This window comes from Pseudoalteromonas sp. meg-B1, from assembly GCF_003173795.1.
GTDB classification, from domain to species: domain Bacteria; phylum Pseudomonadota; class Gammaproteobacteria; order Enterobacterales; family Alteromonadaceae; genus Pseudoalteromonas; species Pseudoalteromonas undina.
This window is the reverse complement of record NZ_QGQU01000004.1, coordinates 251,595-277,756: the sequence shown is the minus strand read 5'-3', so window position 1 is coordinate 277,756 and position 26,162 is coordinate 251,595. Positions and strand designations below refer to the sequence as shown.

28 protein-coding genes are annotated in these 26,162 nt (G+C 41.3%); 20 read left to right on the top strand and 8 right to left on the bottom strand.

The features are described from left to right. Window positions 1-140 precede the first annotated feature (140 nt). On the top strand, window positions 141-1,049 hold the full coding sequence (locus tag DK924_RS15410; RefSeq protein ID WP_109875604.1) for a GGDEF domain-containing protein: 909 nt from the start codon (window positions 141-143) through the stop codon (window positions 1,047-1,049). After that, complete coding sequence (locus DK924_RS15405) at window positions 1,033-2,031, top strand: AraC family transcriptional regulator ligand-binding domain-containing protein (protein WP_055011644.1); 999 nt, start codon at window positions 1,033-1,035, stop codon at window positions 2,029-2,031. Before DK924_RS15410 ends, DK924_RS15405 begins: the two co-directional genes overlap by 17 nt. Here the strand turns inward: DK924_RS15405 and DK924_RS15400 are convergent, their stop codons facing one another. The 3 genes from DK924_RS15400 to ettA all read right to left on the bottom strand — a co-directional run bounded on the left by DK924_RS15400 (window position 2,032) and on the right by ettA (window position 5,171). After that, window positions 2,032-2,940, bottom strand: a complete 909-nt coding sequence (locus tag DK924_RS15400) for a histone deacetylase (RefSeq protein ID WP_109875603.1) — start codon at window positions 2,938-2,940, stop codon at window positions 2,032-2,034. Between the two features lie 57 nt (window positions 2,941-2,997). Beyond that, window positions 2,998-3,360 (bottom strand): PilZ domain-containing protein, encoded by a 363-nt coding sequence (locus DK924_RS15395; RefSeq protein WP_054202042.1) that lies wholly within the window; start codon window positions 3,358-3,360, stop codon window positions 2,998-3,000. Between the two features lie 137 nt (window positions 3,361-3,497). Beyond that, window positions 3,498-5,171 carry an energy-dependent translational throttle protein EttA gene (ettA, locus tag DK924_RS15390; protein ID WP_008111928.1) on the bottom strand — a complete coding sequence of 558 codons (1,674 nt, stop codon included), beginning with the start codon at window positions 5,169-5,171 and terminating at the stop codon, window positions 3,498-3,500. A 225-nt stretch (window positions 5,172-5,396) separates the two neighbouring features. On the opposite strand from ettA, the gene metA reads away from it, so the two are divergent. The 7 genes from metA to DK924_RS15355 all read left to right on the top strand — a co-directional run bounded on the left by metA (window position 5,397) and on the right by DK924_RS15355 (window position 12,962). Then, window positions 5,397-6,344 (top strand): homoserine O-succinyltransferase, encoded by a 948-nt coding sequence (metA, locus tag DK924_RS15385; protein ID WP_008111930.1) that lies wholly within the window; start codon window positions 5,397-5,399, stop codon window positions 6,342-6,344. Beyond that, complete coding sequence (locus tag DK924_RS15380; RefSeq protein ID WP_109875602.1) at window positions 6,334-7,404, top strand: homocysteine S-methyltransferase family protein; 1,071 nt, start codon at window positions 6,334-6,336, stop codon at window positions 7,402-7,404. Before metA ends, DK924_RS15380 begins: the two co-directional genes overlap by 11 nt. A gap of 10 nt (window positions 7,405-7,414) precedes the next feature. After that, complete coding sequence (gene metH, locus DK924_RS15375) at window positions 7,415-10,045, top strand: methionine synthase (protein ID WP_109875601.1); 2,631 nt, start codon at window positions 7,415-7,417, stop codon at window positions 10,043-10,045. A gap of 192 nt (window positions 10,046-10,237) precedes the next feature. Further along, the gene (locus DK924_RS15370; RefSeq protein ID WP_109875600.1) at window positions 10,238-10,639 is read left to right on the top strand and encodes a DUF4238 domain-containing protein; all 402 of its coding nucleotides are present in this window, start codon (window positions 10,238-10,240) and stop codon (window positions 10,637-10,639) included. 297 nt (window positions 10,640-10,936) lie between these two features. After that, window positions 10,937-11,377, top strand: coding sequence for a hypothetical protein (locus DK924_RS15365; protein WP_109875599.1), 441 nt, complete (start codon window positions 10,937-10,939; stop codon window positions 11,375-11,377). Window positions 11,378-11,427: 50 nt separating this feature from the next. Continuing rightward, complete coding sequence (locus tag DK924_RS15360) at window positions 11,428-12,195, top strand: hypothetical protein (RefSeq protein ID WP_109875598.1); 768 nt, start codon at window positions 11,428-11,430, stop codon at window positions 12,193-12,195. Between the two features lie 71 nt (window positions 12,196-12,266). After that, the gene (locus DK924_RS15355) at window positions 12,267-12,962 is read left to right on the top strand and encodes an aspartate/glutamate racemase family protein (protein ID WP_109875597.1); all 696 of its coding nucleotides are present in this window, start codon (window positions 12,267-12,269) and stop codon (window positions 12,960-12,962) included. Between the two features lie 75 nt (window positions 12,963-13,037). Here DK924_RS15355 and DK924_RS15350 read toward each other — a convergent pair whose 3' ends face one another. The 5 genes from DK924_RS15350 to flgA all read right to left on the bottom strand — a co-directional run bounded on the left by DK924_RS15350 (window position 13,038) and on the right by flgA (window position 17,149). Next, window positions 13,038-13,235 (bottom strand): CsbD family protein, encoded by a 198-nt coding sequence (locus DK924_RS15350; protein WP_008111942.1) that lies wholly within the window; start codon window positions 13,233-13,235, stop codon window positions 13,038-13,040. A gap of 324 nt (window positions 13,236-13,559) precedes the next feature. Next, the gene (locus DK924_RS15345) at window positions 13,560-15,077 is read right to left on the bottom strand and encodes a DUF3360 family protein (RefSeq protein ID WP_109875596.1); all 1,518 of its coding nucleotides are present in this window, start codon (window positions 15,075-15,077) and stop codon (window positions 13,560-13,562) included. Between the two features lie 507 nt (window positions 15,078-15,584). Beyond that, the gene (flgN, locus tag DK924_RS15340) at window positions 15,585-16,007 is read right to left on the bottom strand and encodes a flagellar export chaperone FlgN (protein WP_010391136.1); all 423 of its coding nucleotides are present in this window, start codon (window positions 16,005-16,007) and stop codon (window positions 15,585-15,587) included. Beyond that, entirely contained in the window at window positions 16,004-16,294 is a 291-nt protein-coding gene (gene flgM / locus DK924_RS15335; RefSeq protein ID WP_055011651.1) for a flagellar biosynthesis anti-sigma factor FlgM, read from the bottom strand. The genes flgN and flgM overlap by 4 nt, the downstream gene beginning before the upstream one ends. 93 nt (window positions 16,295-16,387) lie before the next feature. Continuing rightward, window positions 16,388-17,149 (bottom strand): flagellar basal body P-ring formation chaperone FlgA, encoded by a 762-nt coding sequence (gene flgA, locus DK924_RS15330; RefSeq protein WP_109875595.1) that lies wholly within the window; start codon window positions 17,147-17,149, stop codon window positions 16,388-16,390. Between the two features lie 59 nt (window positions 17,150-17,208). On the opposite strand from flgA, the gene flgB reads away from it, so the two are divergent. From flgB to flgL, 11 genes are read left to right on the top strand one after another with little or no spacing between them, the layout of a single operon-like run. Then, on the top strand, window positions 17,209-17,628 hold the full coding sequence (flgB, locus tag DK924_RS15325; protein WP_010391142.1) for a flagellar basal body rod protein FlgB: 420 nt from the start codon (window positions 17,209-17,211) through the stop codon (window positions 17,626-17,628). Beyond that, complete coding sequence (gene flgC, locus DK924_RS15320; protein ID WP_010391144.1) at window positions 17,628-18,044, top strand: flagellar basal body rod protein FlgC; 417 nt, start codon at window positions 17,628-17,630, stop codon at window positions 18,042-18,044. The genes flgB and flgC overlap by 1 nt, the downstream gene beginning before the upstream one ends. Window positions 18,045-18,048: 4 nt before the next feature. Continuing rightward, window positions 18,049-18,702, top strand: a complete 654-nt coding sequence (locus DK924_RS15315) for a flagellar hook assembly protein FlgD (protein ID WP_010391147.1) — start codon at window positions 18,049-18,051, stop codon at window positions 18,700-18,702. A gap of 18 nt (window positions 18,703-18,720) precedes the next feature. Continuing rightward, window positions 18,721-20,049: a flagellar hook protein FlgE gene (locus DK924_RS15310; protein ID WP_109875594.1), complete on the top strand. Its 1,329-nt coding sequence runs from the start codon at window positions 18,721-18,723 to the stop codon at window positions 20,047-20,049. An 11-nt stretch (window positions 20,050-20,060) separates the two neighbouring features. Further along, on the top strand, window positions 20,061-20,792 hold the full coding sequence (locus DK924_RS15305) for a flagellar basal body rod protein FlgF (RefSeq protein WP_055011654.1): 732 nt from the start codon (window positions 20,061-20,063) through the stop codon (window positions 20,790-20,792). A gap of 14 nt (window positions 20,793-20,806) precedes the next feature. Beyond that, window positions 20,807-21,592 (top strand): flagellar basal-body rod protein FlgG, encoded by a 786-nt coding sequence (gene flgG, locus DK924_RS15300; protein WP_010391154.1) that lies wholly within the window; start codon window positions 20,807-20,809, stop codon window positions 21,590-21,592. A 2-nt stretch (window positions 21,593-21,594) separates the two neighbouring features. Beyond that, window positions 21,595-22,317, top strand: a complete 723-nt coding sequence (locus tag DK924_RS15295; RefSeq protein WP_258306473.1) for a flagellar basal body L-ring protein FlgH — start codon at window positions 21,595-21,597, stop codon at window positions 22,315-22,317. An 18-nt stretch (window positions 22,318-22,335) separates the two neighbouring features. Next, the gene (locus DK924_RS15290) at window positions 22,336-23,445 is read left to right on the top strand and encodes a flagellar basal body P-ring protein FlgI (protein ID WP_109875592.1); all 1,110 of its coding nucleotides are present in this window, start codon (window positions 22,336-22,338) and stop codon (window positions 23,443-23,445) included. An 11-nt stretch (window positions 23,446-23,456) separates the two neighbouring features. Next, window positions 23,457-23,918: a rod-binding protein gene (locus DK924_RS15285; protein ID WP_010391160.1), complete on the top strand. Its 462-nt coding sequence runs from the start codon at window positions 23,457-23,459 to the stop codon at window positions 23,916-23,918. A 6-nt stretch (window positions 23,919-23,924) separates the two neighbouring features. Continuing rightward, window positions 23,925-25,232 carry a flagellar hook-associated protein FlgK gene (flgK, locus tag DK924_RS15280; RefSeq protein WP_109875591.1) on the top strand — a complete coding sequence of 436 codons (1,308 nt, stop codon included), beginning with the start codon at window positions 23,925-23,927 and terminating at the stop codon, window positions 25,230-25,232. Between the two features lie 12 nt (window positions 25,233-25,244). Continuing rightward, entirely contained in the window at window positions 25,245-26,141 is an 897-nt protein-coding gene (gene flgL, locus DK924_RS15270) for a flagellar hook-associated protein FlgL (RefSeq protein WP_013464386.1), read from the top strand. The last annotated feature ends 21 nt before the right edge of the window (window positions 26,142-26,162 follow it).

Sequence of the window (26,162 nt, the reverse complement as noted above, 5' to 3'; positions counted from 1 at the left end):
GCACTAAAAATGGTTATTACTAGGTTAAATACTTATAAATTTTAATCTCAATGTCATATCAATGAGCCAAAATGACTCTGCCTAATAAATCAGTACCGCGCTAGCATACGTAATAGTGTAAATCTTAGAAGACTTAAACAATGCGATATAACCCATTTACCAGCCATGCAAAATTAACTAATACCATCATTTTATTATTAGTTATTGCTGTAGCAATATGCGCTTACTTTGGCGAACTTAAGCAATGGCAAGAAATTGCGTGGCTCGATATTGTTGGTGAGGGCGGTATTGTGTTGATGACCCTCAGCTGGATAGTTGCGTTACTAATTTCACGCCCGTCAGGCAAAGTAACTACCTTATTAGTATTAGGTTTAGGTTTGTTTATGTTCTCAGCCACACTCGATTTACTTGATGAGTGGTTAAAACAACCTTCACAATTATGGCTCACCTGGTTTGAGTCACTACCAGCGCCGTTTGGTATGTCGCTTACCAGCGCAGGGCTTTATTATTGGCATCAAGAGCAATTTGTTTTAAATCGTCAATTGCGTCGTCGTGAAGCGCATCTTCGAGAGCATGAAAAAGTCTGTCCGGTAACAGGGTTATACCGAGTTAACTACTTACATTCACTCATGCAGCAACAACAAACAGAGCAGCAAGGCGGCACTTTAGGTGTTATTGATATTCGTGATTTTGCAAAGTTTAATGCGCAGTTTGGTTTTAGTGAAGGTGATAGGTTACTGCGAGAAATTAGTGATTTATTAGTAATGAATTGCCGTTTGAATGATGTGCTTTGTCGCTATGCTGGCGATTGTTTTATTGTGCTTATGCCGAATACCAGCCAAAGCCAAGCCAAAGAATTACTAGCGCAAATGAAAGCGGCGCTTAACCATTGTGCGTTTAAAGTCGCAAAAAGCAAAGGCGCACAGTTTCAGCATATTTTAACCGCCACCATGGCAATGGATTTAGCGCAAGATCCAGTGCAGCAAACCAGCCTGTTACATCAACAATTACAACAAGAAAAGGCGCTTGTAGGTGCAGCAGTATATTAGCCTAGATGATAAATACCTCAGCGCGGAGGGAATGATCACTGCGCTGGTGGAGCTTGCTCAAGGGCGAGGGATCCCGCTGCATAAATTGCTGCGTGGTACGGGTATTTTTGAGCAAGATTTATATGATCTATCACAGCGCTTTAGTTTATCGCAGTTATTGGCTTTAATTAGCCAGTTTAAAGCCTTAATGAAGAGTAATGATAGTGGCTTTTTACTGGGTCATCAATTGGTTAATGACGTTAGCCCAGCAGTGCAAAGTGTGCGTTTAAGCCCCAGTTTAGGTATGGCTTTGAAGCAATTACAACAAATTAGTACCGTTATTGCCCCTTTATTATTTACCCGTAGGCATATATTTAAAGACGATTTATATCTGTACTTGCAACCGAGTATCGGTATGGACGAGTCATTAAAAAATTATTGTTTTGAAATATACAGCGCTGCGTTAATGAGCTTACTAAAACGAGTATGTAATGTGTATCCACATTGTTATTTTGACTTTACTTGTAAACGCCCTCGGCATATTCAAGAATATGAGCAGCACTTAGGCTTACGAATACGGTTTGAACAACCCTATACCCGTTGGCACTTTAATAAACAACTACTTAAGTGCACAAACCCAGAGGCTAGTCAGCTTAGGTGGCAGCAGTGCATAGCGCAAAGTGAGTTACATAAGAATGTATCACAGTCTTTTGTTGAGGCTGTGTGCCAGCGCATTTACCGTGATAAAAACAACAGCCTTGCTAACAGTGCTGAGCATTTTGCCATGAGCTCTGCTACGTTTAAACGTAAGTTAAAACAACACGGTGTCAGTTACTCTCAATTACAAGATGAGCAAAATAAACTAAAAGCTCTGCATTTACTGGGGGTGTGCCAGCAAGGTAATGAACGTGTGGCTGATCGGCTTGCATTTTATGATATTCCTAACTTTCGCCGTGCATTTAAGCGTTGGACCGGCATTACGCCAAGTCAGTTAAAAATATAATTAAAAACTAGCCGCTTGCTCTATAACAATGCCATGGCGCTTTGCTAGGCGCTGATGATCTCTGTCATAGCCTCCACCAATCACAGTGGCAACAGGAGTATTATTTGCAAGGCAGCGTTTAAGCACTAAGTGATCGCGCTTTTCTATCCCTTGCCAACTAATATCCAGTTTGCCTAAGCCATCCTCTTGCCAAATATCAACGCCAGCATCGTATAAAACAAGATCCGGGTTAAGCTCGTTTAATAAAAATTGCAGCGTATCGTCAACAATACCTAAATATTCAGCGTCTTGCATATTATTAGCTAAACCAATATCTAAATCGCTAGGGGACTTTCTAAACGGGAAGTTTTTTTCACAGTGTATTGAACAGGTAAACGCATATGGTTGATGAGCCAGCATAGCTGCGGTGCCATCGCCTTGGTGAACATCTAAATCAAAAATCAGTACGTTGGTCACTTCCCGGTTTTGAATTAACGTTTGTGCGGTAAAGGCTAAATCGTTCACCATACAAAAACCCGATCCAAAATCACTGTGGGCATGGTGAGTGCCGCCCGCTAAATGGCACGCAAGCCCATTTTCAAGTGCTAAACGCGCAGTTTGAAGTGTTCCCAGCGGAGCGGTAAATGTGCGGTTCATTAGTGCTTGTGACCAAGGCAAGCCAATACGGCGCATGGCTCTTTCATCTAGGCGGTTATGCCATAAATCGTGAATGTAGTTTTCACAATGTACTATTTCTAGCTCTTCTACACTACCATGTGGTGGTTCTGTGATATTACTGCCAGCAAGTCCAAGGGTTTTAACATGCTGGTGTAGCTGAGCAAATTTACTCATTACAAAGCGATGCTTGGGATCAAAACTAAACGAGTAGTTAGGATGATAAACTAAAGGTAGATTGGGGTTTAAACTCATATCTGCGTCGTTTAATTATTTTTGGTTATGGTAATCAACTTCACGCAGTGCGTCTATTTATGTTTGGTGAATAAGCGTTTCAAGCTCGCGGTGTAATAATGTTTCATCAGCAAGGTTTAGCTCAACTAAACGCTTTAAATGCGTGATACTGTCTATATCAATACTATGGCATTTAAGACCAATATGGTTTTCTTCTATGTGACGAATAACCACCGGCATTTTTATTTCAATATCGCTTTGTGGCAAAGTAAAACGTAGTACTGCTTCGTCATTTTTGTTCCCAGTAAATGTATCGCTTTTAGTAATAAGCGCACCATGTAAAGAGATATCTAATAGAGTGCATTCATACTGGCTGCTAGCCATAACTAATTGCGCTGCAGTAGAGAACATAATACGAGAAAATTGCCGACGGTTTTGCATAATAATCTTATAAAGCTGTTATTTATAATAAGCATAGCTGGTAATGCCCAACACGCCAATTTGCTTAAAGATAAAAATAGCTCGCATAAAAAAGCCCCGCATTAAATGCAGGGCTTTTAACTTATTCACTGTGGCTGTTAGCCAATTTTTTTATACTTTATGCGCTTAGGCTGTGCAGCTTCTGCGCCAAGAGTCTTTTTAAGCCACTCTTCGTATTCAGTGTAGTTACCATCAAAGAAGTTAATTTGGCCTTCGTCGCGGTAATCTAAAATGTGTGTAGCAATACGGTCAAGGAACCAACGGTCATGCGAGATACACATTACACAACCTGGGAATTCTAAAATAGCATTCTCAAGAGCACGTAATGTTTCAACGTCCAAGTCATTAGTTGGCTCATCCAGAAGCACCACATTGCCGCCTGCTTTTAACAGTTTAGCTAGGTGTAAACGGTTGCGCTCACCGCCAGATAAGTCTTTAACAAATTTTTGCTGATCGTTGCCTTTAAAGTTAAAACGGCTAACGTAAGCGCGGCTTGGGAACTCAAAGTTACCAATTTTTAGTACATCTTGGCCGTCAGAGATTTCTTGGAATACCGTTTTGCTTTCGTCCATGTTGCCACGGAACTGATCAACAGTTGCTAGTTCTACTGTTTCACCAATGCTGATATTACCGCTATCTGGCTGCTCTTCACCGCTTAACATTTTAAATAGCGTTGATTTACCTGCACCATTGGCACCAATAATACCCACAATAGCGCCCTTAGGCATGCTAAAGCTTAAGTCATCAATTAAAACGCGGTCGCCAAAGCTTTTACGTAAGTTGTTTACTTCTAATACTTGGTCACCTAAACGTGGGCCAGGTGGAATAAACAATTCGTTGGTTTCGTTACGTTTTTGGTAATCAGACTGTTGTAGCTCGCTAAACTGCGCCATACGTGCTTTTGACTTAGCTTGACGACCTTTAGGGTTTGAACGCACCCACTCAAGTTCTTGTGCAATTGATTTTTGACGTGCTTTTTCAGATTTTTGCTCTTGTTGTAAGCGGGCATCTTTTTGCTCAAGCCAAGAAGAGTAGTTACCTTCCCACGGAATACCTTCACCACGGTCAAGCTCTAAAATCCAACCTGCTACATTATCAAGGAAGTAACGGTCATGCGTTACTGCCACAACAGTGCCTTCGTAGTCATGTAAGAAGCGCTCTAACCAGGCAACCGACTCAGCATCTAAGTGGTTAGTTGGTTCATCGAGAATCAGCATGTCTGGTTTTTCAAGTAACAAACGACAAATAGCAACACGACGGCGCTCACCACCCGATAGGTGCTCAATTTTAGCATCCCACTCAGGTAAACGAAGTGCATCGGCAGCACGCTCTAATACGTTATCGATATTATGACCATCGTGGGCTTGAATAACCGCTTCTAATTCACCTTGCTCTTTAGCCAGTGCGTCAAAGTCAGCACCTTCCATTGCGTATTCGTTATACACTTCGTCAAGGCGGTTAAGGGCATGTTTTACTTCACCTACAGCTTCTTCAACAATTTCACGAACTGTTTTGCTTTCGTCTAAAACAGGCTCTTGCGGTAAGTAACCAATTTTAGTGCCTGGTTGAGGGCGAGCTTCACCTTCAAACTCTTCATCAACACCCGCCATAATGCGAAGTAGTGATGATTTACCAGAACCATTTAAACCTAGCACACCAATTTTTGCGCCTGGGAAAAAATGCAACGAAATATCTTTTAAGATAGTGCGTTTTGGTGGCACAACCTTAGATACTCGACTCATCGAGAATATAAACTTATCAGGTAAAACCATGGAAGAAGCCTTCAAATAATAATAAAAATTTCAATGCTGTATTGTAGTGGCTCACAGGTGAAACAGTCAACGAATGGCACTGTTTTAAAGTACATATTCAATTTGTACAAACCGCGTGAATAAATTTCATTTAGACATCTATACATCTAGAGGTTGATATTTTTGGCATTCTGTTCATAATGAGAGCGTATTAACTCTCGGTTTTTATGAGCAGGAGCTTTAAGAATGCCAATTACAGTAGAAGACGAATTGCCAGCTATTGCACGTTTACGTCATGAAAACGTGTTTGTAATGCCAAAAACGCGTGCAAAAACCCAAGAAATACGCCCTATGCGTTTGGCTATTCTTAATCTTATGCCTAATAAAGTAGAAACCGAAGTACAGTTTATTCGCTTGTTGGCTAACTCTCCGCTGCAAGTAAATGTTGAGCTATTGCGCCTAGACACGCATCGCAGTAGTAGCAACTCTGAGCAACACTTAGATACTTTTTATCGTTATTTCTCAGAAGTAAAAAACAACAACTACGATGCACTGTTAATTACCGGTGCACCGCTCGCACATTTAGAGTATGAAGAAGTAGCGTATTGGGAAGAGCTCAAAGTAATTATTGATTGGGCCGAGCAACATGTAACTTCTACCTTGTTTTCGTGCTGGGCTGCCCACGCGGCCTTATACCACCGTTATAATTTAAAGCGCGATTTAAAAGACAATAAACTTTGCGGAGTATTTACCCATCAATGCTATTTTGCCCATGGTGCACTTACCCGCGGCTTTGACGATACCTTTTTAGTACCCCACTCACGCTATGGCCACATAGATATTAATAAAATAAACGCCTGTGAAGAGCTGGTGGTATTAGCGGGCTCTGAACGAGTAGGGGCGTATTTACTTAAAAATAAATCGGGCAGCCAAGTGTTTATTACCGGCCACCCCGAATACGATGCCGACAGTTTAAAAGCCGAATATGAGCGCGATTTACAAAAAAGTCCCGATGCGCCAAAGCCTGAAAACTATTTTCCTGATGACGATGCCAGCAAACAACCGTCTAAAACATGGCAAAGTCACGCGTTTTTACTGTTTTCAAACTGGTTAAATTATTACGTTTACCAAACCACACCCTATGATATTAACTTAGTTAGCCAAGACGTAAGGACTAACAACTATGCCGAATAATTCTCAAAACAATAAGCATGAACAGCTGAGCACTGCGCTCAAACAGCGCATTTTAATTTTAGATGGTGCAATGGGAACCATGATCCAAGCGCATAAGCTTGAAGAGCAAGACTACCGTGGTGAACGTTTTAAAGATTGGCATGTGCTTATTAAAGGTAATAACGATTTATTAAGCCTAACCAAGCCTGAAATTATTACTGATATACACCGCAGTTTTTTAGCCGCCGGTGCCGATATTATCGAAACCAACACCTTTAACTCGACCACTATTTCGATGGAAGATTACGACATGGCGAGCATAAGCCGTGAAGTTAATTTAGAGTCAGCTAAGTTAGCCCGTGCTGTATGTGATGAATTTAGCGCTAAAACCCCAGAAAAACCGCGCTATGTAGCGGGTGTTTTAGGGCCAACATCTAAAACCTGTTCGTTATCGCCGGATGTAAACGACCCGGGCTATCGTAATATCACCTTTGATAAGTTAGTGACTGCGTATGTGGAGTCGACCCTTGCGCTTATGGAGGGCGGTGTAGATATTATTTTAATCGAAACCATATTCGACACCCTAAATGCAAAAGCCGCCTCATTCGCGGTAGAAGAGGCGTTTGAACAAGCAGGGCGTAAATTACCAGTAATGATATCAGGCACTATTACCGACGCCTCAGGCCGCACGCTTTCAGGGCAAACCACCGAAGCATTTTATAACTCTATTCGTCATATTAAGCCGCTTTCAATTGGCTTAAATTGCGCCCTAGGGCCAGATTTATTACGCCAATACGTTGAAGAGCTATCACGCGTATGCGAAACCTTTGTCTCTGTTCATCCTAATGCGGGCTTACCCAATGAGTTTGGAGAATACGATTTAGAAGCAGGCGACATGGCAAAAGAGATCATAGATTGGGGTAAATCGGGCTTTATTAATATTGTTGGCGGTTGCTGCGGCACTACGCCTGCGCACATTCGTGCCTTTGCCAAAGGGCTTGAAGGCGCAGCACCACGAAAATTACCAGAGCTTGAAGTGCGCATGCGTTTATCAGGCCTAGAAGCCTGTAACTTAAATTAAGGAGCCGCCAATGACCCAACAAATTGCAGTATTTACCAATGTCGGCGAGCGTACTAACGTGACAGGCTCGGCCATGTTTAAACGTTTGATCATGGAAGAAGACTACGAGACCGCCCTGAATGTGGCCCGCGAACAAGTAGAAAATGGCGCACAGGTTATTGATATCAACATGGACGAAGCCATGCTGGACTCAAAAGCGGCCATGGTTAAGTTTTTAAACTTAATTGCCTCAGAGCCTGATATTTCTAAAGTACCTATAATGGTCGACTCCTCAAAGTGGGAAGTTATAGAAGCAGGCTTAAAGTGTATTCAAGGCAAGGCCATTGTTAACTCCATTTCACTTAAAGAGGGTGAAGAGCCGTTTATTCGCCAAGCTAAAATTATAAAACGCTTTGGCGCCGCCGCTGTTGTGATGGCGTTTGATACCGACGGCCAAGCCGATACCGCCGATCGTAAGTTTGAAATTTGTGAGCGCAGCTACCGTATTTTGGTCGACGAAATTGGCTTCCCGCCAGAAGACATTATATTCGACCCCAACATATTTGCCGTTGCCACCGGTATAGAAGAGCACGACAACTACGCCGTAGAATTTATTGAAGGCACCCGCCGCATTAAGCAAAACTTACCGCACTGTAAAGTGTCGGGTGGGGTGTCAAACGTATCGTTTTCGTTTAGAGGTAATAACCCGGTACGTGAAGCGATTCACTCGGTGTTTTTATACCATGCTATAAAAGCGGGTATGGATATGGGCATAGTAAACGCAGGGCAACTTGCAGTTTACGACGACATCCCCGAGGAACTTCGCAAAGCCGTAGAAGATGTAATTCTTAACACCGACCCAGGTGCAGGTGAGCGCCTTGTTGAACTTGCGCCTAAATATTCAGGCATGGCACAAGCTGAGCGGGTAGAAGATTTAGAATGGCGCACTTGGTCGGTTGAAAAACGCCTAGAGCATGCCCTAGTAAAAGGCATAACCACCTTCATAGATGAAGATACAGAAGAGTGCCGTGTTGGCGCCGATAAACCTATTCACGTCATTGAAGGGCCACTCATGGACGGCATGAACGTGGTTGGGGATTTATTTGGTGCCGGTAAAATGTTTTTACCGCAAGTGGTTAAGTCGGCCCGTGTAATGAAACGCGCGGTCGCCTACCTTGACCCATACATAGAAGCTGAAAAAGAAGAGGGCGCGACCAACGGTAAAATTGTTATGGCCACCGTAAAAGGCGACGTGCACGACATAGGTAAAAACATCGTAGGCGTAGTACTGCAATGCAATAACTACGAAGTAATCGACCTTGGGGTAATGGTCCCAGCAGATAAAATACTGCAAACCGCGATTGACGAAAAAGCCGATATTATAGGCCTTTCGGGCTTAATTACCCCATCGCTTGATGAAATGGTACATGTTGCCAAAGAAATGAAACGTCGTGGCTTTGAGCTACCACTCATGATTGGTGGGGCAACCACCTCAAAAGCGCATACCGCAGTTAAAATAGAGCCGCAGTACGACAAAGGCGTAGTGTATGTAAATAACGCCAGCCGCGCCGTGGGTGTGGTGTCTAATTTATTATCAAAAGAGCATAAAGCAGAATTTTTAGCTAAAACCACCGCCGAGTACGACAAAGTACGCGAACAACAAGCACGCAAAAAGCCGCGCTCAAAACCGGTTACCATACAGCGCGCCCGTGATAATGCAGCACAGCTTGATTGGGATAACTACACCCCACCCGTGCCTAAAAAGCTGGGCGTGACTGAGTTTAAAAATGTATCAATCGCGACTTTACGCAAATACATAGACTGGACGCCGTACTTTATGACCTGGTCAATCGCCGGTAAATATCCGCGCATAATGACCGATGAAGTAGTGGGCGAACAAGCACAAAGCTTGTTTAAAGATGCCAACGATATGCTCGATGAGCTTGAAAAATCAGGCACTTTGCAACCACTAGGTGTAATTGGTTTATTCCCTGCAAACCGCGTGGGCGATGACATAGAAATTTACACCGATGAAACGCGAAAAGAGCTATTAACTACTTCGTGCCATTTACGCCAGCAAACCGAAAAAACCGACTTTGCTAATTACTGTTTAGCCGATTACATTGCGCCAAAAGGAACGCCTGATTACTTTGGCGCATTTGCGGTAACGGGTGGCTTAGAAGAAGACGATCTCGCTGACGCGTTCGATGCCAAGCAAGACGACTATAATAAAATAATGGTAAAAGCGGTTGCTGATAGGCTTGCTGAAGCGTTTGCTGAATACCTGCACGAACAAGTGCGTAAAGAGTATTGGGGTTATGCACCGAATGAAAACCTAGGTAACGATGAGCTAATACGCGAAAACTACCAAGGTATTCGCCCAGCGCCTGGTTACCCAGCGTGCCCAGAGCACACCGAGAAAAAGAAAATTTGGCAGTTACTCGATACTGAAAAACGTATTGGTATGCAGCTCACCAGCTCGTACGCCATGTGGCCAGGGGCCGCGGTTTCGGGTTGGTACTTCTCACACCCACAAGCTAAATACTACGCCGTTGCTGCAATACAGAAGGATCAGGTAGAAGACTACGCCAAGCGAACTAATATGACGCTCGCAGAGGCTGAAAGGTGGTTATCGCCTAACTTGGGGTATGATCCGGAGTAAAGCGAAGTGATTAAATAGCCAAGCGATCAAAGGTTGAAGCGATCAAAGGTTGAAGCGGTCAGCTTTCAGCTATCAGTAAAACTAAAACGAGTCCATGAGACTCGTTTTTCAATATATTATAGTGGGCTATTTTTATAATTTTCTATTTTTAATGTGGGTATAAAAATAGATACATATAAGGTATAACTTTTAATGCCAGAGAAAAAGAAACAGCATCTAGTTCCAGCTTGCTATCTAAAAAATTTCATAGCTCCTTTATCTAAAGAGCAAAAGTCGATAGGAAATTTTAAGGCTGGATTATATGTAAATGACAAAACTCTATCTTCTGGTTGGAAATTAAGATCAGTTAGACATACGACTTTCACAGAGTCGTATTTTTATAATCTACCTGAAGATGACCCTAGAAATCCAGCCATTGAAAATTATTTATCAATAATTGAAGGGGAGTACTCTAAAGTCTTTAAAGAAGTAATAAAAGGCAATCTCACTAATGAAACTATGTCATTTCTATCCTATTTTGTTAGTTTACAATATATGAGAGTAGAGCCCTTTATTAAGCAATTTCAGGGGAATGAGGATAGAGTTGCTGGTTGACTGGATGCTTTTGAAGGGAAGGATAATTATAAAGTAGCATCTCAAAATATAGCTAAAAGGAGTCTGCTTACTGTCGACTTTGGAGACTTAATAGATCAGCATGCTGCTATTATTTATAATTCCACAGGATTCACATTTGTTACCTCTGACAACCCTGTTGTTAAACTCCAAATAAACCTCTCTGACGCTTTAAAAATTATACCAAAAAGATATCTTATAGATTCTCAAAGTGAAAGCCGAGAAGTTATATTCTTTTTTTTACCGTTAAATCATAAGACTGCGTATGTGTCGTGTGAAATGTTAGATGCTAAAAAGAGCATAGTTTTCAATAATGCAGATTTAGAAAATATCTTTTATTTGAATTATTTTTCAGTACTAAATTCATATAGAAATGTTTATTCCTCAGTTATAAAGCCTATTAAAGGTGAAGCGCTGCTTTCAAAGTTATTAAGCGCAGAGCCGAAGAGCTTAGTAAAGATCTATACATTATCCAAAAGAATAATATCTAATGGTGTAATTTTAAGCGATATAAGAACACCTGTTTCTGCGAAGTATAAGACTACATCAAAAGTTACTTTAAAAATCGATGACTTAAGCCAATTAAAACTATTGACGACTGATGAAAGTATAAAGCTTATAGAAGTACTTGATAATGGGATTAGTATCAGAGGGATGCGTAACTGTAGAATATCAAGAATTGATTATAATATTGGGTTAATTGTCATTGAATCAATATGATGCTTAATTTTAAACATAGCTTAGGTTATTAAAGGTTGAAAGGGTTATAGATGAAATATTTAAATTATGTATTACTTTGCCTATCTCTATTTTTCACATCGAACACATTTGCGCTAGAGCAAAAGTATCACGAGAGCGTTTTACCTGTTATTACTGCTTTTAAAACGCATGATAAAACTGCGATTGCTGCGCATATTCGCTACCCTCTAAAAAGACGATACCCACTTCCTGATATTAAAAATGAAGCTGAGTTTATTAACCGCTTTGATGAAGTGTTTGATGAGGAACTTGTTGCCGTTATTGGCAGCTCTAATATCAATACCGACTGGGATAACGTAGGTTGGCGCGGTATTATGCTCAATAACGGCGTAATGTGGGTAGACACAGACGGCAAAGTTATTGCTGTGAATACACAAAATACCACTGAGCAAGCACATGCAGAAAAGTTAATCGCTCAAAATAAACAATCACTTCATTCAAGTATTAAAACCTTTCAAAAACCAATACTTGATTGGGACACAGCAAAATACCGAGTTCGCATTGATGATTTAGGCGATGGAAACTTCCGTTATGCGTCGTGGAGCATTGATAAAAGCCCAAGCGATAAGCCTGATATCGTTTTAATTAATGGTGATATTACCTTTGAAGGTAGTGGTGGCAATCATCACTATACGTTTAAAAACGGACGTTACAGTTACGTATTGCAAGTAACGGTAATTGGTTGTGATACCTCACCACCAGGTTGGCTTGAAGTATATAAAGACGATAAGTTGTTATTGTCTGACGCTGTGATCAGTGCAGTTAATAAGGCTAATTAAGTTTCTAGTGAAGAGCGGCTATTTTTAACTTACTGTGAAACGTAAACTGTAATCGAGAGTCGGAACTAGCTATGAAAACAATCGGTATGTTGGGTGGTATGAGTTGGGAGTCAACAGCCAGCTATTACAAAGTTTTAAACGAAGGCGTTAAAAACTCGTTGGGTGGACTGCATAGTGCTAAAATTTGTATGGTGAGCGTCGATTTTGCGGAAATTGAAGCACTACAGCATCAAGGCGATTGGCAACAAACAGCTAAGTTACTCACCAAGGCAGCTAAATCTGTAGAGGTTGGTGGTGCCGACTTTTTACTTATTTGTACCAACACTATGCATAAAGTGGCCGATGAGATTGCCAGTAATATTACAATTCCTATTTTACATATTGCTGATGCTACCGCCGAGCAACTAAAACTCGATAATATTTCGCGAGTAGGGTTGTTGGGCACGCAATTTACAATGGAGCAAAACTTTTACAAAGAGCGTTTAACCGATAAGCATAACATTGAGGTATTAATACCTCAGCCTAATGAGCGAAATCGAGTGCACGAGGTTATTTATTCGCAGTTATGCCAAGGGATTATTGATGACGATTCGCGAGCCGATTATGTGCGTATTATAGAGCGATTATTTGAGCAAGGCGCGCAGGCCATCATTTTAGGCTGTACTGAAATCGCCTTGTTGGTAAAGTCACAACATACGCAGGTTCCGCTTTACGACACCACCAAAATACATGCCGAAGCAGCAGTGAAGTTAGCGCTGGCAAAATAGTTAAGCTTGAGATAACAAAAAAACCGCCAATTGGCGGTTTTTTATTAGCAAGTAAAGCTGTTAACACGCTTCGTTTTAATGACCTTTCTCAAAGTCATTTACTTCGCGCTCGGCCTCATCTTTGGATTTACCGTATTTTTGCTGAATTTTACCAACAAGCTCGGTACGGCTACCTTCAATTTTATCTAAATCATCGTTGGTAAGATCGCCCCATTTTTGCTGCGCTTTACCTTTAAGTTCTTTCCAGTTTCCTTCGATACGATCGCTATTCATAATTAGCTCCTTATTAAGAGTGATGATTTTTCATTTTAAAAGCGTTACTAATAAAATGATTTTTAACGTTCACTTATAAAGTTGCAAAGGCTATACCAGAAAGTAAAACGCTTTATTTTGTTTATATATCAACTGGTTATTGTTTTTTTTGATGCGTAAAGTTTTTTAGCCGGTGGCGAGCTTTATAAAAATTCTGCAGGGTGGCTTGTAATTATTTCAGGGACTGTTACTTCAGGGGGGATTATTGCAGGAACACTGTGCTGGTTTTTTATAAGTACAAAAAAAGCGAGCTGTTAAAGCTCGCTTTGGTGTTTAATAAAGGAATTAATGTCTAAAGCTTGGCATTAGCGCAGGAATGCCTGGCAGCATACCTACCAGTGCCATTACACCGGTTAATAACACAAACATAATAAGTGGAATGATCCAGCGGCTCATTCGCGATAAATCAGCACTTCTTTCTTTACAGCCAATAAGGCCCAAGTTATCAAGTAGCATAGTTAGTGACCAACCAAATGCAGGGTTTACTAGGCTTGATGCAAACACCACAATGGCGGCTGATTGGGTGGTTTTACCTTCACGGGTCATTTCCATACCCGCTTCAAGTAGTGGAATAAACACCCCTACAATTAATGCAACACACAATACTGGCTGCCAAATAGCTAAGTCCATTGGATAGCCCCAAACACCAGCGATAATACAAAATAACGCAGTTAAAATTGCGCCTGCAGGAATAGGGCGTTTTGCAATAGCAGCAGGAACAATGTAAGTACCCCAAGATGACGCAAAGTTAGCACCGCCTAATAGCGAGCCAAAGGTTTGTCTTGTTGATGCGCTAAGCATGGTATCGTCAATATTCATTTGTACTTTTTCAGTACGCTCAGGGTAACTAATTTTTTGAAATACTTGATGGCCTAAAAAGTCAGGCGACCACATAGCGACTGCTAAAACTGCAAAAGGAAGTACAACTACAAAGCTTTCAGCTGTTGGTAAGCCAAGCATCCAGCCGGTGTTTTCGCCCCACCAGTACATAGGGTTCATGTTTGGTAAGCCCGGTGCCGTATGAAACTCAAACGGTGCGCCCAATGCAAAAGCAGTAAAGCCACCAATTAAACAGCTCAGTGGCACGGCTAACCAGCGTTTTTTGTAATGCTCCAATAAAGCATAAAGTAAAATTGTGGCTAAGATTACAATAAAAGCAATATGGGTCATTTGAATTTCTTCAGCCCATGCAAACAGCTTTTTAACTTGTGAAATGGTACCCACAAAGCCTAAATAGAGGAGTAGGCCACCACACACCCCTTTACTGGTGAGTTTGGCCATGAGGCTGCCGCCTTTACTAAATGCTAATATCAATCCAAAGGCACCTATGAGTAAACCAAAGGCCATAGGGTGTCCACCTGCGGCAACCACAATAGGAATTAATGGAATGAGTGGGCCATGAGTACCGGCTAAATTAGCGGTCGGTAAAATAAAGCCCGAAAATAATAAAATAAATAACGAAACAATTAAAAGTTCGTAGCGTACGTTTTCAAGTACAAAGTCATCACTTAAGCCTAAAGGGCCTGCAAACGTGGCTGCAATGGCTGCAACCATCACAACTTTACCTATAGTTGCGGCCATCGCTGGAATGGTGTCTTCAAATTCAAAGCGATAATCTCTAAACGGTAAGTTTGGACGCCAGCGTTTTGGCTGCATAATTTGCAGCTCGTGCTCTAGGTAAGCGTCGCGACTTTCAAACTCAGAGCTGGGTTTATGAAGATTTTCATAGCTATCGGACACGGTTTGAATATTCGCTCCTGGTATAGCATCAGATGAATTATCATCTAGCGGCTTGGTGGTCATGACTTCTCCTGCAACTTAGTTGCTAACTCAAAATAAAAATACAGCTTTTACAAAGCAAATGAACATTGAGTGCGCAGGGTAAAACAGCTTGCTACAGATTGTAATTAGGCAAAAGGTCGTGCATAGCCCAGTTTAACGCTTTGTAAGTATTAACAAAAATAGCAAAGGGATGTGTTGTAACTGGCTTGTTAAATTTAAAAGCTCTTTAAATTCAGTGGTTTATTGTTCTGTTTTTACAGTGTGATCTTGTCATGCAGAATAGCGAAAAGGTCATAAAATCAGCAGATTCAGCAGCAATCATTCTTTAGTCTAATAAAGGTGACGTTAGCCGCTATTTGCTTATTATAAATACAATTAGCCGCAAAGTTGCACAAAAGCTAATAATACTAAGTTTTAGCGGAATAACTATTTTTGGACTCAAGATAGGGTTTTAAAAGGTAATAATAGGAGTAAAGTAAAAATATAGCGCAAAGTGACTAAACAAGAAAATGCCTTTATGTAACGTATTTATAAAGGCATTTCTGGGTAAGCTTGTTTGTTTTCACCGCCAGTTAAGCGCTGTAACAACCGACGCTGGCTTGAGAGTAATTGCCCTGAGCGTTCATTCATTATTTTGCAGGTTTTAGTTTTTAGCTCAAGCTGATGCAATAGCTTAGTAGTAAGGGTGTTTATATCAACAGGTAGAAGCGCGGTTAATTGTGCTAAACCTTCTTTGCCACCTTGTAAGCCTAAACTCACCAAAAAGCCATCGCGCTGGTTGTGCGATTCATTTAAGCTTTCTAAAAAGCCGAGCATTTTTTTATTATGTGTTTCTAGCTGCACATTACGTTGGCTTAGCAATTCGTATTGCGTTTCAAGTAATTCAATTAACGCGTCTAGCTTAGTAATGTCTTGTTGCAGACTTACAATATACTCTTTTACAGTTTTCATTTTTTATGAAGTTCAACCATAGCGTTAACGGTTTCATCAATATTAATTTTAAATTCACCACTGGCAATTGCCGCTTTCATCATGGCTACTTTATCCATATCAACGTCTGGCTTTGCAGCTAAATCTTGAAATGTTGAGTCTATTGATTTACTTAATGCACTCACTGAGTTTGCTTGCTCTTGTTTAGTCGCTACAGGTTGTTGTTCTGGTTTTGCATCCAGTGAAGAACGCTGGTTTATTTTTTGGCTTTGATCAACCGCAGTGGTTGTTATTGCACTTATATTCATTGTTTATTACCTAATTCGTTTATCGAATTTATATTGCTTAGTTTATATCAGCGACCAAGTACAAGCATTACTTAACTTTTATTTCGACATTTTTTAAAATGTCGCCTCTGCTACGCCTTGCGCAATTACTCTACCTTGAACTACTTTTTTTGATGATAAATTTTTTACATTAATAACCTCACCAAGCTGACCATCTTCAAGAGCAATGGCTTTAACATTGGCTGAGAAAGTTGCGGTATTTATTTGCAGTGAAATATGCTCATTTTTATTGATTAAATACTGCTTTTCTAGGTATCGGGTGGAGATCACCGTGCCTTTATCAATCTCGCGTTTAACGGTGAGTCCAACTAGCTGATCAATACCGGTTTCGCCTTGATGGCGGTGCTTGCCTAAATCCACGCTTTTATATTCTAAGTCTTGCTTATTAAGCACTTTACCTCGGTTTAAAGTGTGCTTGGCAGCTACTAGGTTTATCCACACACTTACTTTGGCACTGGCCCTAAAACGCCAAGCAGGCGATGGGCAAGATACAGAAATACTCACCCTGCCTGCAGGTGGCGTGTGATTTTGTGAGCGAGTGATTTGCAATTCATCACAGCTTAAATTTTCGCTGCCTTTAGGAATAAATAATTCTATATCTTGTCGCTGACTTTGCGAATTAACCGAGCGCAAATAGCTCTTAATTTCACTGTGCAAAAACTGCCGAATTTCTTTATCAAAATTAATGGGGATGGCCATAGCATGAGCTGGCAGAAGTCCAATAGTTAAAAGTAAGCGGAAAAGCCAACGCTTCCCTTGGGGAAGTTTAGCTTCCGTGTGTTGGGCTGTTTTTTGCTCTTTTTTTATGTAAGTCATTGAAAAAATATACTTTTAAAAGTTGGCATAAAGGTTGTTATACACAAGGTAGAAAGTGTATGCGAAGCGCGAAAGCATACAAGAAACAAAAATTAGAGGCAACAATGGAACTATTTGATAAAGCGTTAGGTGTTCACCCTTTTTCAATGAAATTAAGGTTAGACAGAGCAGAAGTCATTGCCAGTAACTTGGCTAATGTTGACACGCCTGGGTTTAAATCTCGAGATGTAGATTACCGTCAAATTATGCAAAGTGTTTCATCCAGTTTTTCGCAAAACAGAGATGTTGATTTTGCTGGCGTACAAACGGATGAACTCAAATATCGCGTTCCTTATCAACCATCAAGTGATGGCAATACTGTTGAGTTAAATATTGAGCAAGCAAAATTTGCCAGCAACAGTATGGATTTTCAAACCAGTTTGACCTTCTTAAATATGAAAATAAATGGCTTACATAAAGTTATTTCAGGGAAATCATAATGTCTTTTAATTCAATTTATGACGCTAGCGGCAGCGCCATGCGCGCTCAAGTTATTCGCCTCGATACCATTGCATCTAACCTAGCCAATGCCGATACCGCAGCCGGTTCAGAAGCCGACGCTTACAAGGCACTTAAACCAGTATTTTCTGCTTTGTACAAACAAACACAAGACAGCCAATCAATTTCAGCCTCGGTTGATGTGTTAGGGATCACTGAGTCAAATCGTGCGGTAGAGCAGCGCTACGAGCCAAATAACCCAATTGCTAACAACGATGGTTATGTATTTTACTCCAACGTAAATGCACTTGAAGAAATGGCCGACATGATGTCTGCAAGTCGTAGCTACCAAACATCTGTTGAAGTTATGGGGCGTGTAAATAGCATGCAGCAAAGCATTCTTAAGTTAGGACAATAATTTTATGCAAGTTAATTCAGCCGTTCCAAGCGCAGCCGACGGGGCAAAAAACACTACGAATATTGCCGGTAATAGCTCAGCAGATGAAATGTCGACCATGTTTTTAGAGTTACTTGTTGCGCAAATTAGTAATCAAAATCCATTACAACCTATGGACGGCACTCAATATGTGAGCCAGCTTGCGGAGTTTTCTAATGTTGAGTCGTTACAAAGCATTCGCCAAAACACCGCCGATGGTTTGGATTATGTGAGCAGCTTAGCGGTGCTTGAAGCCACTAATATGGTTGGCCAAACGGTTGATGTACAAGCAAGCAGTATTGCTCTTGAACAAGATGGCAGTGTCTCTGGCATGGTTAATTTAGGGGAACCCGCAGACTCTGTCACTGTGCAACTTTATAACCAAGATGGTGAATTAGTTGAAGAAAAACAACTGCCTTATTCTGGAGTCGGTTCATTGCGTTTTGAATTTGAAAACCAAGAAGCCGGTGCGTATGCAGTGAGAGCGTATGCCACTACTGAAGAGGTACCAAAGCAGCTTGATACTTGGCTAAGTGGTGAGGTTGAGCGTGTTTCTGTAGGTAAATCGTTAGAAGATATTTTATTACAAGTCGATGGTTTGGGTAATTTTGGTATCACTGAAATTAATCAAGTGGCATAAATAAGAGGAATAAATAATATGTCTATGTTCAATATAGGATTAAGTGGTCTTAAAAGTACCCAAACAGGATTAGAAGTAACCAGTAATAATATTGCTAACTCGGGTACTGCTGGTTATAAAAATAACACCGCAGAATTTGCCGCAGTGTATAACGGCAGTCAACGCGGCGGCGTTAAAGTTGCCAATGTTAAAGAAGATTTTGTCACCGGTGGTGAAATTGTGCGCACCGGTAATGCGCTGGATATTGCTATTGATGGCCAAGGTTTTTTTGCCATATCAGAAAACGGCCGCACGGCTTACACCCAAGCAGGCCAGTTTCAGTTAGATAACGACTTAAATATTGTTAATGCCAACGGCGGCAAACTGCAAGGTTTTGGTGTGTCTCAGGTTGATGGTGGTGAGCCGACAATTGTACCGGGTGTATTAACCGATTTAAAAATTGAAGCCTCAAACATAGAAGCACAAGCCAGTACCAATATTAACTTTAACGGTAACTTAAGTTCTTCTAGCGACGTGATTGCTTATCCAACAGCTCCTGCGGTATTTGATCCTAAAGATGGTAGCCAATATAACTTTTCTCAATCTACCGAAGTATTCGACTCCTTAGGTAACAGCCATGTAATGACCCAGTATTTTAACCATACGGGTAGCAACGAATGGCAAGCGATGTTTTTCTTAGATGGTAAACCCCTTACTCAAGCTCAGCTTTCAGCGCTTGGTGCGACGACAGGTACTCAAGCTATTGATGATGGTGCGGGTGGTTCAATTAACGCCGGTACCATTACACTTAACTTTGATACCGATGGCCAAATGGTGCCGTTTTCAGGCGACTTAACGGCGGTTGATTTAGAAGTGCCTATTACTTCAACGCCAGGTAATGCAGAAATAACCAGTGGCGCAGCAGCATTAAATATCGCGCTTAAATTCGATGGTACAACGCAGTTTGGTTCAAGTTTCAGTGTTAACGAAAACGATGCCAACGGCTATACCTCAGGGGCGTTTTCTGGTGTAAAAGTTGAAGACGACGGCCGTGTATTTGCAACATTTACTAACGGTGAATCTAAATTACAAGGTCAGGTTGTACTTGCCTCGTTTGCGAATGTTGATGGTTTAGAGCAAGGCAGTAATACCGTGTGGTATCAAACTGAAGAGTCAGGCTCTGCACTTTATGGCGAGCCAGAAAGTGGCTCACTGGGTAAATTACTGTCGGGTTCATTTATGGGTTCAAACGTCGATATTAGTGAACAGCTGGTTGGCTTAATGTCATTTCAACAAAATTACCAAGCAAATGCTAAAACCATCAGCAGTGCTGATGAAATGATGCAAATTTTATTTAGTAACACCTAAGGAAGCTGAGCGTGGAAAAGTTAATTTATACCGCCGTTTCGGGTGCTGAACTTAATAATACCGCCTTACGCGTTGCTGCAAATAACTTAGCAAATGTTAGCACCGTAGGTTTTAAGGCCGACTTAGAGCAAGCGCAATCAATGATGGTACAAGGCGAGGGCTTTCGTACTCGTTACCACGCGCAACTAACACCAGTAACTACTGACTTATCGTCAGGGCCAATCATGGATACTGGCCGTAATCTTGATTTAGCACTGAGCAACGGCGGTTATTTAGAGGTGATGGATGACAACGGTGAGCCTGCTTATACCCGTGCGGGTAATTTAGTGGTTGATGCCGACGGCTTTGTTACTGTGAACGGTCGCCGCGTGCAAGGTGACGGTGGCGATATTCAACTCCCTGAATTTGGTGATATTGAAATTGGCTCAAACGGCATGATCAACCTAACTCCCATTGGCGGCGGTGTAATTGCAGAAGATGCGCAAATTAAATTAGCCAGTACCGATGCAAATTTAATCAAAGGTGCTGATGGCTTACTCAGAGCTAACGATTTGCAGCCGCTTGAAGCCGACGAAACAATTACAGTAAGAACGGGTGCTTTAGAAGGCTCTAACGTGAATGCGGTGGCTGAAATGATCAAAACAATGAATATTAGCCGCCAATTTGAAATGAACGTAAAAATGATGAAGTCTGCTGACGAATTAGCGACCAGCGGTAATAAGCTCATCAGTGGACGTGGGTAAATAGGAAGCCAAACATGAATTCAGCATTATGGGTGAGTAAAACCGGTCTTGCAGCGCAAGATTTAAGAATGACAACAATATCTAATAACCTAGCGAACGTAAGCACTGCCGGTTTTAAAAAAGACAGAGCGGTATTTGAAGATTTATTTTACCAAGTACAAAAACAGCCTGGCGCGCAGGTAGATGAGCTTAATCAGCTGCCATCTGGGATTCAGGTGGGAACCGGTGTTCGTATTAACGGTACGCAAAAGCAATTTACCGAAGGTAGCTTTGAAACAACCAGCAATCAATTAGATGTAGCCATTGCTGGGCAAGGTTTCTTTCAAATTGAAAGTCCTGATGGCGAGTTATTGTTTACCCGTAACGGTCAGTTTCAGCTTAACTCTGAGTCATTACTGGTAAACAGCAACGGCTTACCTTTGGCGCAAAATATTGCGCTACCAGAGGGCACCACTAAAGTGAGTATTGGCACCGACGGCACCGTTACTGCGGTAGTAGGTAAGGATGCGCAAGCGGTTGAGTTAGGTCAAATGTTAACAGTTAACTTTGCAAATCCTGCAGGCCTACAAAGCTTAGGTGGCAATTTGTACCGCGAAACAGCAGCATCCGGTGAACCTGTTGAGGGGATCCCCGGTGAAGATGCTTTTGGTGGCTTGCAACAATTTACTATTGAAGGCTCAAACGTGAGCGTTGTTGATGAAATGGTAAGCATGATTGCCGTACAGCGCGCTTACGAGATGAACGCTAAAGTGGTCTCTGCAGCAGATGAAATGCTGCGCTTTATAAATCAAAACGTATGATTATGATGAATAAGTTAACATTATTTTTGCTGCTTTTGGGTGTTGCTGGTTGTAGCAATACCCCGTCAAAAACCCAAATGGTGGAATGCGAAGTGGTGTATGGGGAAGTGAAATGTCCACAAAGCACCACTCAAAAATCAGTTCGAGACTATGAAATAAGCCAAGATGCCTATGCACAGGGTTTGAATCAGCAAGATGGTAGCTTATTTCAAGATAACTATATGTTTTCTTTGTATGCAGATAAACGTGCTTACCGAGTTGGCGATATTTTAACTGTGGTGCTTAACGAGCGCACGCAATCAAGTAAAAGTGCCGATTCAAGTTTAGATAAAAGTACCGACTTGGATGTTTCAGTGCCAGTTGCTGGTGCACTCAATGTAGCTGATTTTAATTTGGGTATAGGCTCGAGTGCCAAGTTTGACGGTGAAAGCAGCGCCAGTCAACAAAACTTCCTCAGTGGCGCTATTACCGTGCGGGTTAATCATGTTTTATCTAATGGGTCGCTGGTTATTAAAGGGCGTAAGCAAATTAAACTTAACCAAGGCGATGAATACATTGAAATTGAAGGGCTAGTTCGCCCTGGCGATATTGATGTAAGTAACCGTGTTTCGTCGCTTCGTATTGCTGAAGCGCAAATAAGCTATACCGGCAAAGGCACATTGGCTGATGCGAATCGTCCAGGTTGGTTTACCACTTTATTTACCCGATTCTTAAACCCGTTCTAAGGGATTACTGAGGTTTTAATGAAATATTTACTATTAATGCTAGTGTGCTTTTTTAGCCTATTAGCGCCTGCAACTGTGACCGCCAAAGCACGTCCATTATTAGATATTGTTGATGTGCTAGGTGTGCGAGAAAACCAACTGGTGGGTTACGGTTTAGTAGTGGGCTTGCCGGGGTCGGGTGATAAAGCCCAAGTAAAATTTGCCGGCCAATCGCTAAGTAATATGCTAAAGCAATTTGGTGTCTCTGTAGATGAAGAGCGATTACCAAAATCAAAAAATATAGCGGCTGTTGCTGTCCATGCTACGTTGCCGCCAATGGGAAGCCCAGGCCAAGCCATTGATGTAACTGTGAACTCATTGGGTGATGCAAAAAGCTTACATGGTGGCAGCTTAATGTTGACCCCGTTAAAGGGGGTTGATGGCAAAGTGTATGCGCTAGCACAAGGTAATTTAGTGGTGGGTGGTATTAATGCCAGTGGTAAAAGTGGCTCCTCGGTGACTGTTAATGTGCCTACTTCAGGGCTTATTCCTAATGGTGCAATTATTGAGCGCAGTGTTATGACTATGTATGAAAGTCAAAGCGATGTAATTCTTAATTTAAAAGATCCAAATTATCAAACTGCCCGCAATGTTGTACGTGCTATCAATAAAGTATTTGGGCCTGATGTAGCTACTGCTGAAAACTGGGCGCGCTTAGTGGTTAGTGCGCCAAGCGATGCCAATAGTCGCAACACGTTTATGTCGATGCTACAAGATATTACTGTAGAGCAAGGTTCTGAGCGCCCAAAAATTGTATTTAATAGCCGCACAGGTACTGTCGTAATGAACAATACAGTGCGAGTTAATCAGGCTGCGGTTAACCATGGCAATTTAACCATTACCATAAGTGAACAAGAGCAAGTGTCGCAACCAGGGCCGTTTTCAAATGGCCAAACTACGACCACGCAATCAAGTGATATCACAGTAGATCAACAACAAAAAAATATGCTGTTGTGGCCTGAAGGCACCTCATTAGATGAAATTGTAAAAGCGGTAAATGCACTTGGCGCAACGCCAGCCGAGCTTATGTCGATATTAATTGCACTTGATAATGCTGGGGCTCTAGAAGCCGAGCTATTAGTTATTTAAAGGAAATAGCCATGAAAATAGAGTCATCAACCCAATTATCTCAGTCATTAGCGATTGACCCGACCCATCTTGAAAACATTACTGGCAACAGTGAGGCAGGCGTTAAACAGGCGGCAGAGCAGTTTGAAGCTATTTTTTTACAGCTGGTATTAAAAAGTATGGATAGCACCACCAAAACTATGGCCGGTGACAATGGTTTTTTTAATAGTAACGAGCAAGCGCAATTTAGAGATATGCATAATGCTCAAACCGCGCAGCATTTAGCGTCAACTCATCAACTGGGTTTAGCCGAAGCGATTGTTAAGCAGTTTGATGAGAAAATTGCCCCCATAGAAAATACATTTAAGAATAGCCAAAGCTTGGTCGCTAATGATCAATATAAAGGTGCTGAAAGCGTTGAGCCAACCCAAAGCTATGATATTTATGCGGGATCGGCATTTGTTCAGCCATTGAATGCTAATACGATTAGGTAGTTAATTATGTCTATGTTAAATAACGCGTTAAGCGGCCTCAATGCTGCAAATATTGCACTGACTGTGTCAGGGCAAAATGTCGCGAATGCAGCCGTTGAGGGTTATTCGCGTCAGCAAGCTCAATTTAAAACCTCTAATGTATATTTAGGCGGGGTTGAGGTGGCATCTGTAGACCGGGTTGTTGACGCCTTTTTAAATGACGATATTTGGCGCACTAATTCTGATACCACTTATTATGAAAACAAACAGTCATACCTAGGTTTTATTGAGCAAATAATTGGTACCGACTCGTTAAACTTAAATAACTCCCTTGCAAGCCTAACAGATGCACTCAATGCTGCAGCAACCAAGCCTGATTCACAGGCTTTCAGGCAACAATTTTTATCCTCTGCAGAGGGCTTTATGCAAGATATTGCGCAAATTAATGGCGCTTTGGCAGGACAAGCAACAAAGTTAAATGCACAAATGAGTAATGTGGCGCTTAATGTGTCTTCTATTACTAAGCAAATAGCCGAAATTAACAGTAGCATTGGATTAGCAACAGCAAACAAGCAATCAACCGCAGAGTTAAAAGATAATCGAGAACGCCTAGTAAACCAGTTATCAGGGCATATTGGCGTATCTATTGTTGAGCGAGATAATGGCTTTATTGATATTAGTACCTTAAGTGGTGCCCCGCTGGTGGTAGGGAGTAAAGCGGCATCAATCTCAGTAAATGGAACAACAGTAACGAGTAACTTTATTGGTCAAGAATTCACCCTTGATAAAAACGTTGGTGGTCAATTTGGTGGCTTAATAAGCGTTGATAACGATGTAATAAAACCAACTTTTGCAACCTTAAATAGCTTAGTTGCCGACCTTGCCGATGATATGAACGGTGCATTACAAAGTGGTTTTGATTTAAATAACGACCCCGGTGAAGCACTGTTTACATACAACCCATTAAACCCATTAGGGACGATTGAGATTAACCCTGCGATCACCACTGATAAACTTGGTTTTAAAGACAGTAGTACCTCAGGACCTGGTGATAACTCTAATATTGCTAATATTGTTGCTTCAATGGCAGGAAAAGGCGATAAGTTTACGTTATTAGTAGGAGATCTTGCTATTACTAGTAAGCAAAACTTAAATAGCATTACCACCGCTACTAATTTAAGTGAAAACGCCATTGCTGCGCGCGATAGCTACAGCGGGGTGAACCTTGATGAAGAGGCGGCAAACTTAATGCATTTTCAACAAATGTACAGTGCCAATGCCAAAGTGATCAGCACAGCAGATCAAATGTTTAAATCTTTACTGCAAATGTTTTAAAAGGGCAATGTTATGCGAGTTAGTAGTCATCAGTTTCATTTAAATTCAATCAAAAACATTCAAAGTAATACTGAAAACTTTAACGAAAAATCAATTCAGTTAGCAACCAATAAGCGTATTCTTAAGCCCTCAGATGATCCGCTCGGCACTGTAATGATCATGAACCTAGGTTCAGAAATAAAATCGTTAGAGCAATACAAAACCAATATGGATGCAGTTAACTTTTCATTAGGTCAACAAGAAGTACAGCTAACCGGTATTGTTAACCAAATATATTCACTGCAAAGTTTAATTACCACTGCAGCTGATGGTTCAATGGGCGAGGCAGAAATTAAAGCACTCGGCCAAGAAATGAGTGTGGCTTTTCCGGCAATTGTTGATTTACTAAATGCAACCGACAGCGATGGACAATATTATTTTTCGGGTAGTAAAACCGATGAAAAACCGTTTCAAATTGATGCGACGGGTAATTATGTTTATGCCGGTGACGATATTGTCAGAGAAGTCGCTGTATCTGACGACTCAAGTGTAAAAAACAATATCGTAGGTAATGATTTAGACCCCGGTGCCGGTTTTTTAAATGCCATGCAAGACTATCTTGTTGATGTAAATAATCCGCCAGCAGGTGGTGTTGGTAATCAATCACGGGTGATGATAGATAAATTAGCTGACTTTTTAGGTACTATTAGTAGCCAAGTGACCACCATAGGCTCTACTATGGCTTCGCTTGATTCGATTACTACCAGTAATCTAGATATCACCACATTTACGGTTAACTTGCAGGACGATTTGAGTGCTGTAGATTATCCAGAAGCGTTTATTTCGATGAATGAATCTATGGCGGCGTATGAATCATCGATGCAGGTTTACTCGACAGTAAGTAAACTTTCATTGTTTTCATACATTTAAAATTATAATACTTTCAGGAAC

What these genes read in the sequence shown, in the direction of transcription:
- DK924_RS15410 (WP_109875604.1), top strand. Translation starts at nt 141, where the DNA reads ATGCGATATAACCCATTTACCAGCCATGCAAAATTAACTAATACCATC.
- DK924_RS15400 (WP_109875603.1), bottom strand. Translation starts at nt 2,940, where the DNA reads ATGAGTTTAAACCCCAATCTACCTTTAGTTTATCATCCTAACTACTCG.
- DK924_RS15395 (WP_054202042.1), bottom strand. Translation starts at nt 3,360, where the DNA reads ATGCAAAACCGTCGGCAATTTTCTCGTATTATGTTCTCTACTGCAGCG.
- ettA (WP_008111928.1), bottom strand. Translation starts at nt 5,171, where the DNA reads ATGGTTTTACCTGATAAGTTTATATTCTCGATGAGTCGAGTATCTAAG.
- metA (WP_008111930.1), top strand. Translation starts at nt 5,397, where the DNA reads ATGCCAATTACAGTAGAAGACGAATTGCCAGCTATTGCACGTTTACGT.
- DK924_RS15380 (WP_109875602.1), top strand. Translation starts at nt 6,334, where the DNA reads ATGCCGAATAATTCTCAAAACAATAAGCATGAACAGCTGAGCACTGCG.
- metH (WP_109875601.1), top strand. Translation starts at nt 7,415, where the DNA reads ATGACCCAACAAATTGCAGTATTTACCAATGTCGGCGAGCGTACTAAC.
- DK924_RS15370 (WP_109875600.1), top strand. Translation starts at nt 10,238, where the DNA reads ATGCCAGAGAAAAAGAAACAGCATCTAGTTCCAGCTTGCTATCTAAAA.
- DK924_RS15365 (WP_109875599.1), top strand. Translation starts at nt 10,937, where the DNA reads ATGTTAGATGCTAAAAAGAGCATAGTTTTCAATAATGCAGATTTAGAA.
- DK924_RS15360 (WP_109875598.1), top strand. Translation starts at nt 11,428, where the DNA reads ATGAAATATTTAAATTATGTATTACTTTGCCTATCTCTATTTTTCACA.
- DK924_RS15355 (WP_109875597.1), top strand. Translation starts at nt 12,267, where the DNA reads ATGAAAACAATCGGTATGTTGGGTGGTATGAGTTGGGAGTCAACAGCC.
- DK924_RS15350 (WP_008111942.1), bottom strand. Translation starts at nt 13,235, where the DNA reads ATGAATAGCGATCGTATCGAAGGAAACTGGAAAGAACTTAAAGGTAAA.
- DK924_RS15345 (WP_109875596.1), bottom strand. Translation starts at nt 15,077, where the DNA reads ATGACCACCAAGCCGCTAGATGATAATTCATCTGATGCTATACCAGGA.
- flgN (WP_010391136.1), bottom strand. Translation starts at nt 16,007, where the DNA reads ATGAAAACTGTAAAAGAGTATATTGTAAGTCTGCAACAAGACATTACT.
- flgM (WP_055011651.1), bottom strand. Translation starts at nt 16,294, where the DNA reads ATGAATATAAGTGCAATAACAACCACTGCGGTTGATCAAAGCCAAAAA.
- flgA (WP_109875595.1), bottom strand. Translation starts at nt 17,149, where the DNA reads ATGACTTACATAAAAAAAGAGCAAAAAACAGCCCAACACACGGAAGCT.
- flgB (WP_010391142.1), top strand. Translation starts at nt 17,209, where the DNA reads ATGCGAAGCGCGAAAGCATACAAGAAACAAAAATTAGAGGCAACAATG.
- flgC (WP_010391144.1), top strand. Translation starts at nt 17,628, where the DNA reads ATGTCTTTTAATTCAATTTATGACGCTAGCGGCAGCGCCATGCGCGCT.
- DK924_RS15315 (WP_010391147.1), top strand. Translation starts at nt 18,049, where the DNA reads ATGCAAGTTAATTCAGCCGTTCCAAGCGCAGCCGACGGGGCAAAAAAC.
- DK924_RS15310 (WP_109875594.1), top strand. Translation starts at nt 18,721, where the DNA reads ATGTCTATGTTCAATATAGGATTAAGTGGTCTTAAAAGTACCCAAACA.
- flgG (WP_010391154.1), top strand. Translation starts at nt 20,807, where the DNA reads ATGAATTCAGCATTATGGGTGAGTAAAACCGGTCTTGCAGCGCAAGAT.
- DK924_RS15295 (WP_258306473.1), top strand. Translation starts at nt 21,595, where the DNA reads ATGATGAATAAGTTAACATTATTTTTGCTGCTTTTGGGTGTTGCTGGT.
- DK924_RS15290 (WP_109875592.1), top strand. Translation starts at nt 22,336, where the DNA reads ATGAAATATTTACTATTAATGCTAGTGTGCTTTTTTAGCCTATTAGCG.
- DK924_RS15285 (WP_010391160.1), top strand. Translation starts at nt 23,457, where the DNA reads ATGAAAATAGAGTCATCAACCCAATTATCTCAGTCATTAGCGATTGAC.
- flgK (WP_109875591.1), top strand. Translation starts at nt 23,925, where the DNA reads ATGTCTATGTTAAATAACGCGTTAAGCGGCCTCAATGCTGCAAATATT.
- flgL (WP_013464386.1), top strand. Translation starts at nt 25,245, where the DNA reads ATGCGAGTTAGTAGTCATCAGTTTCATTTAAATTCAATCAAAAACATT.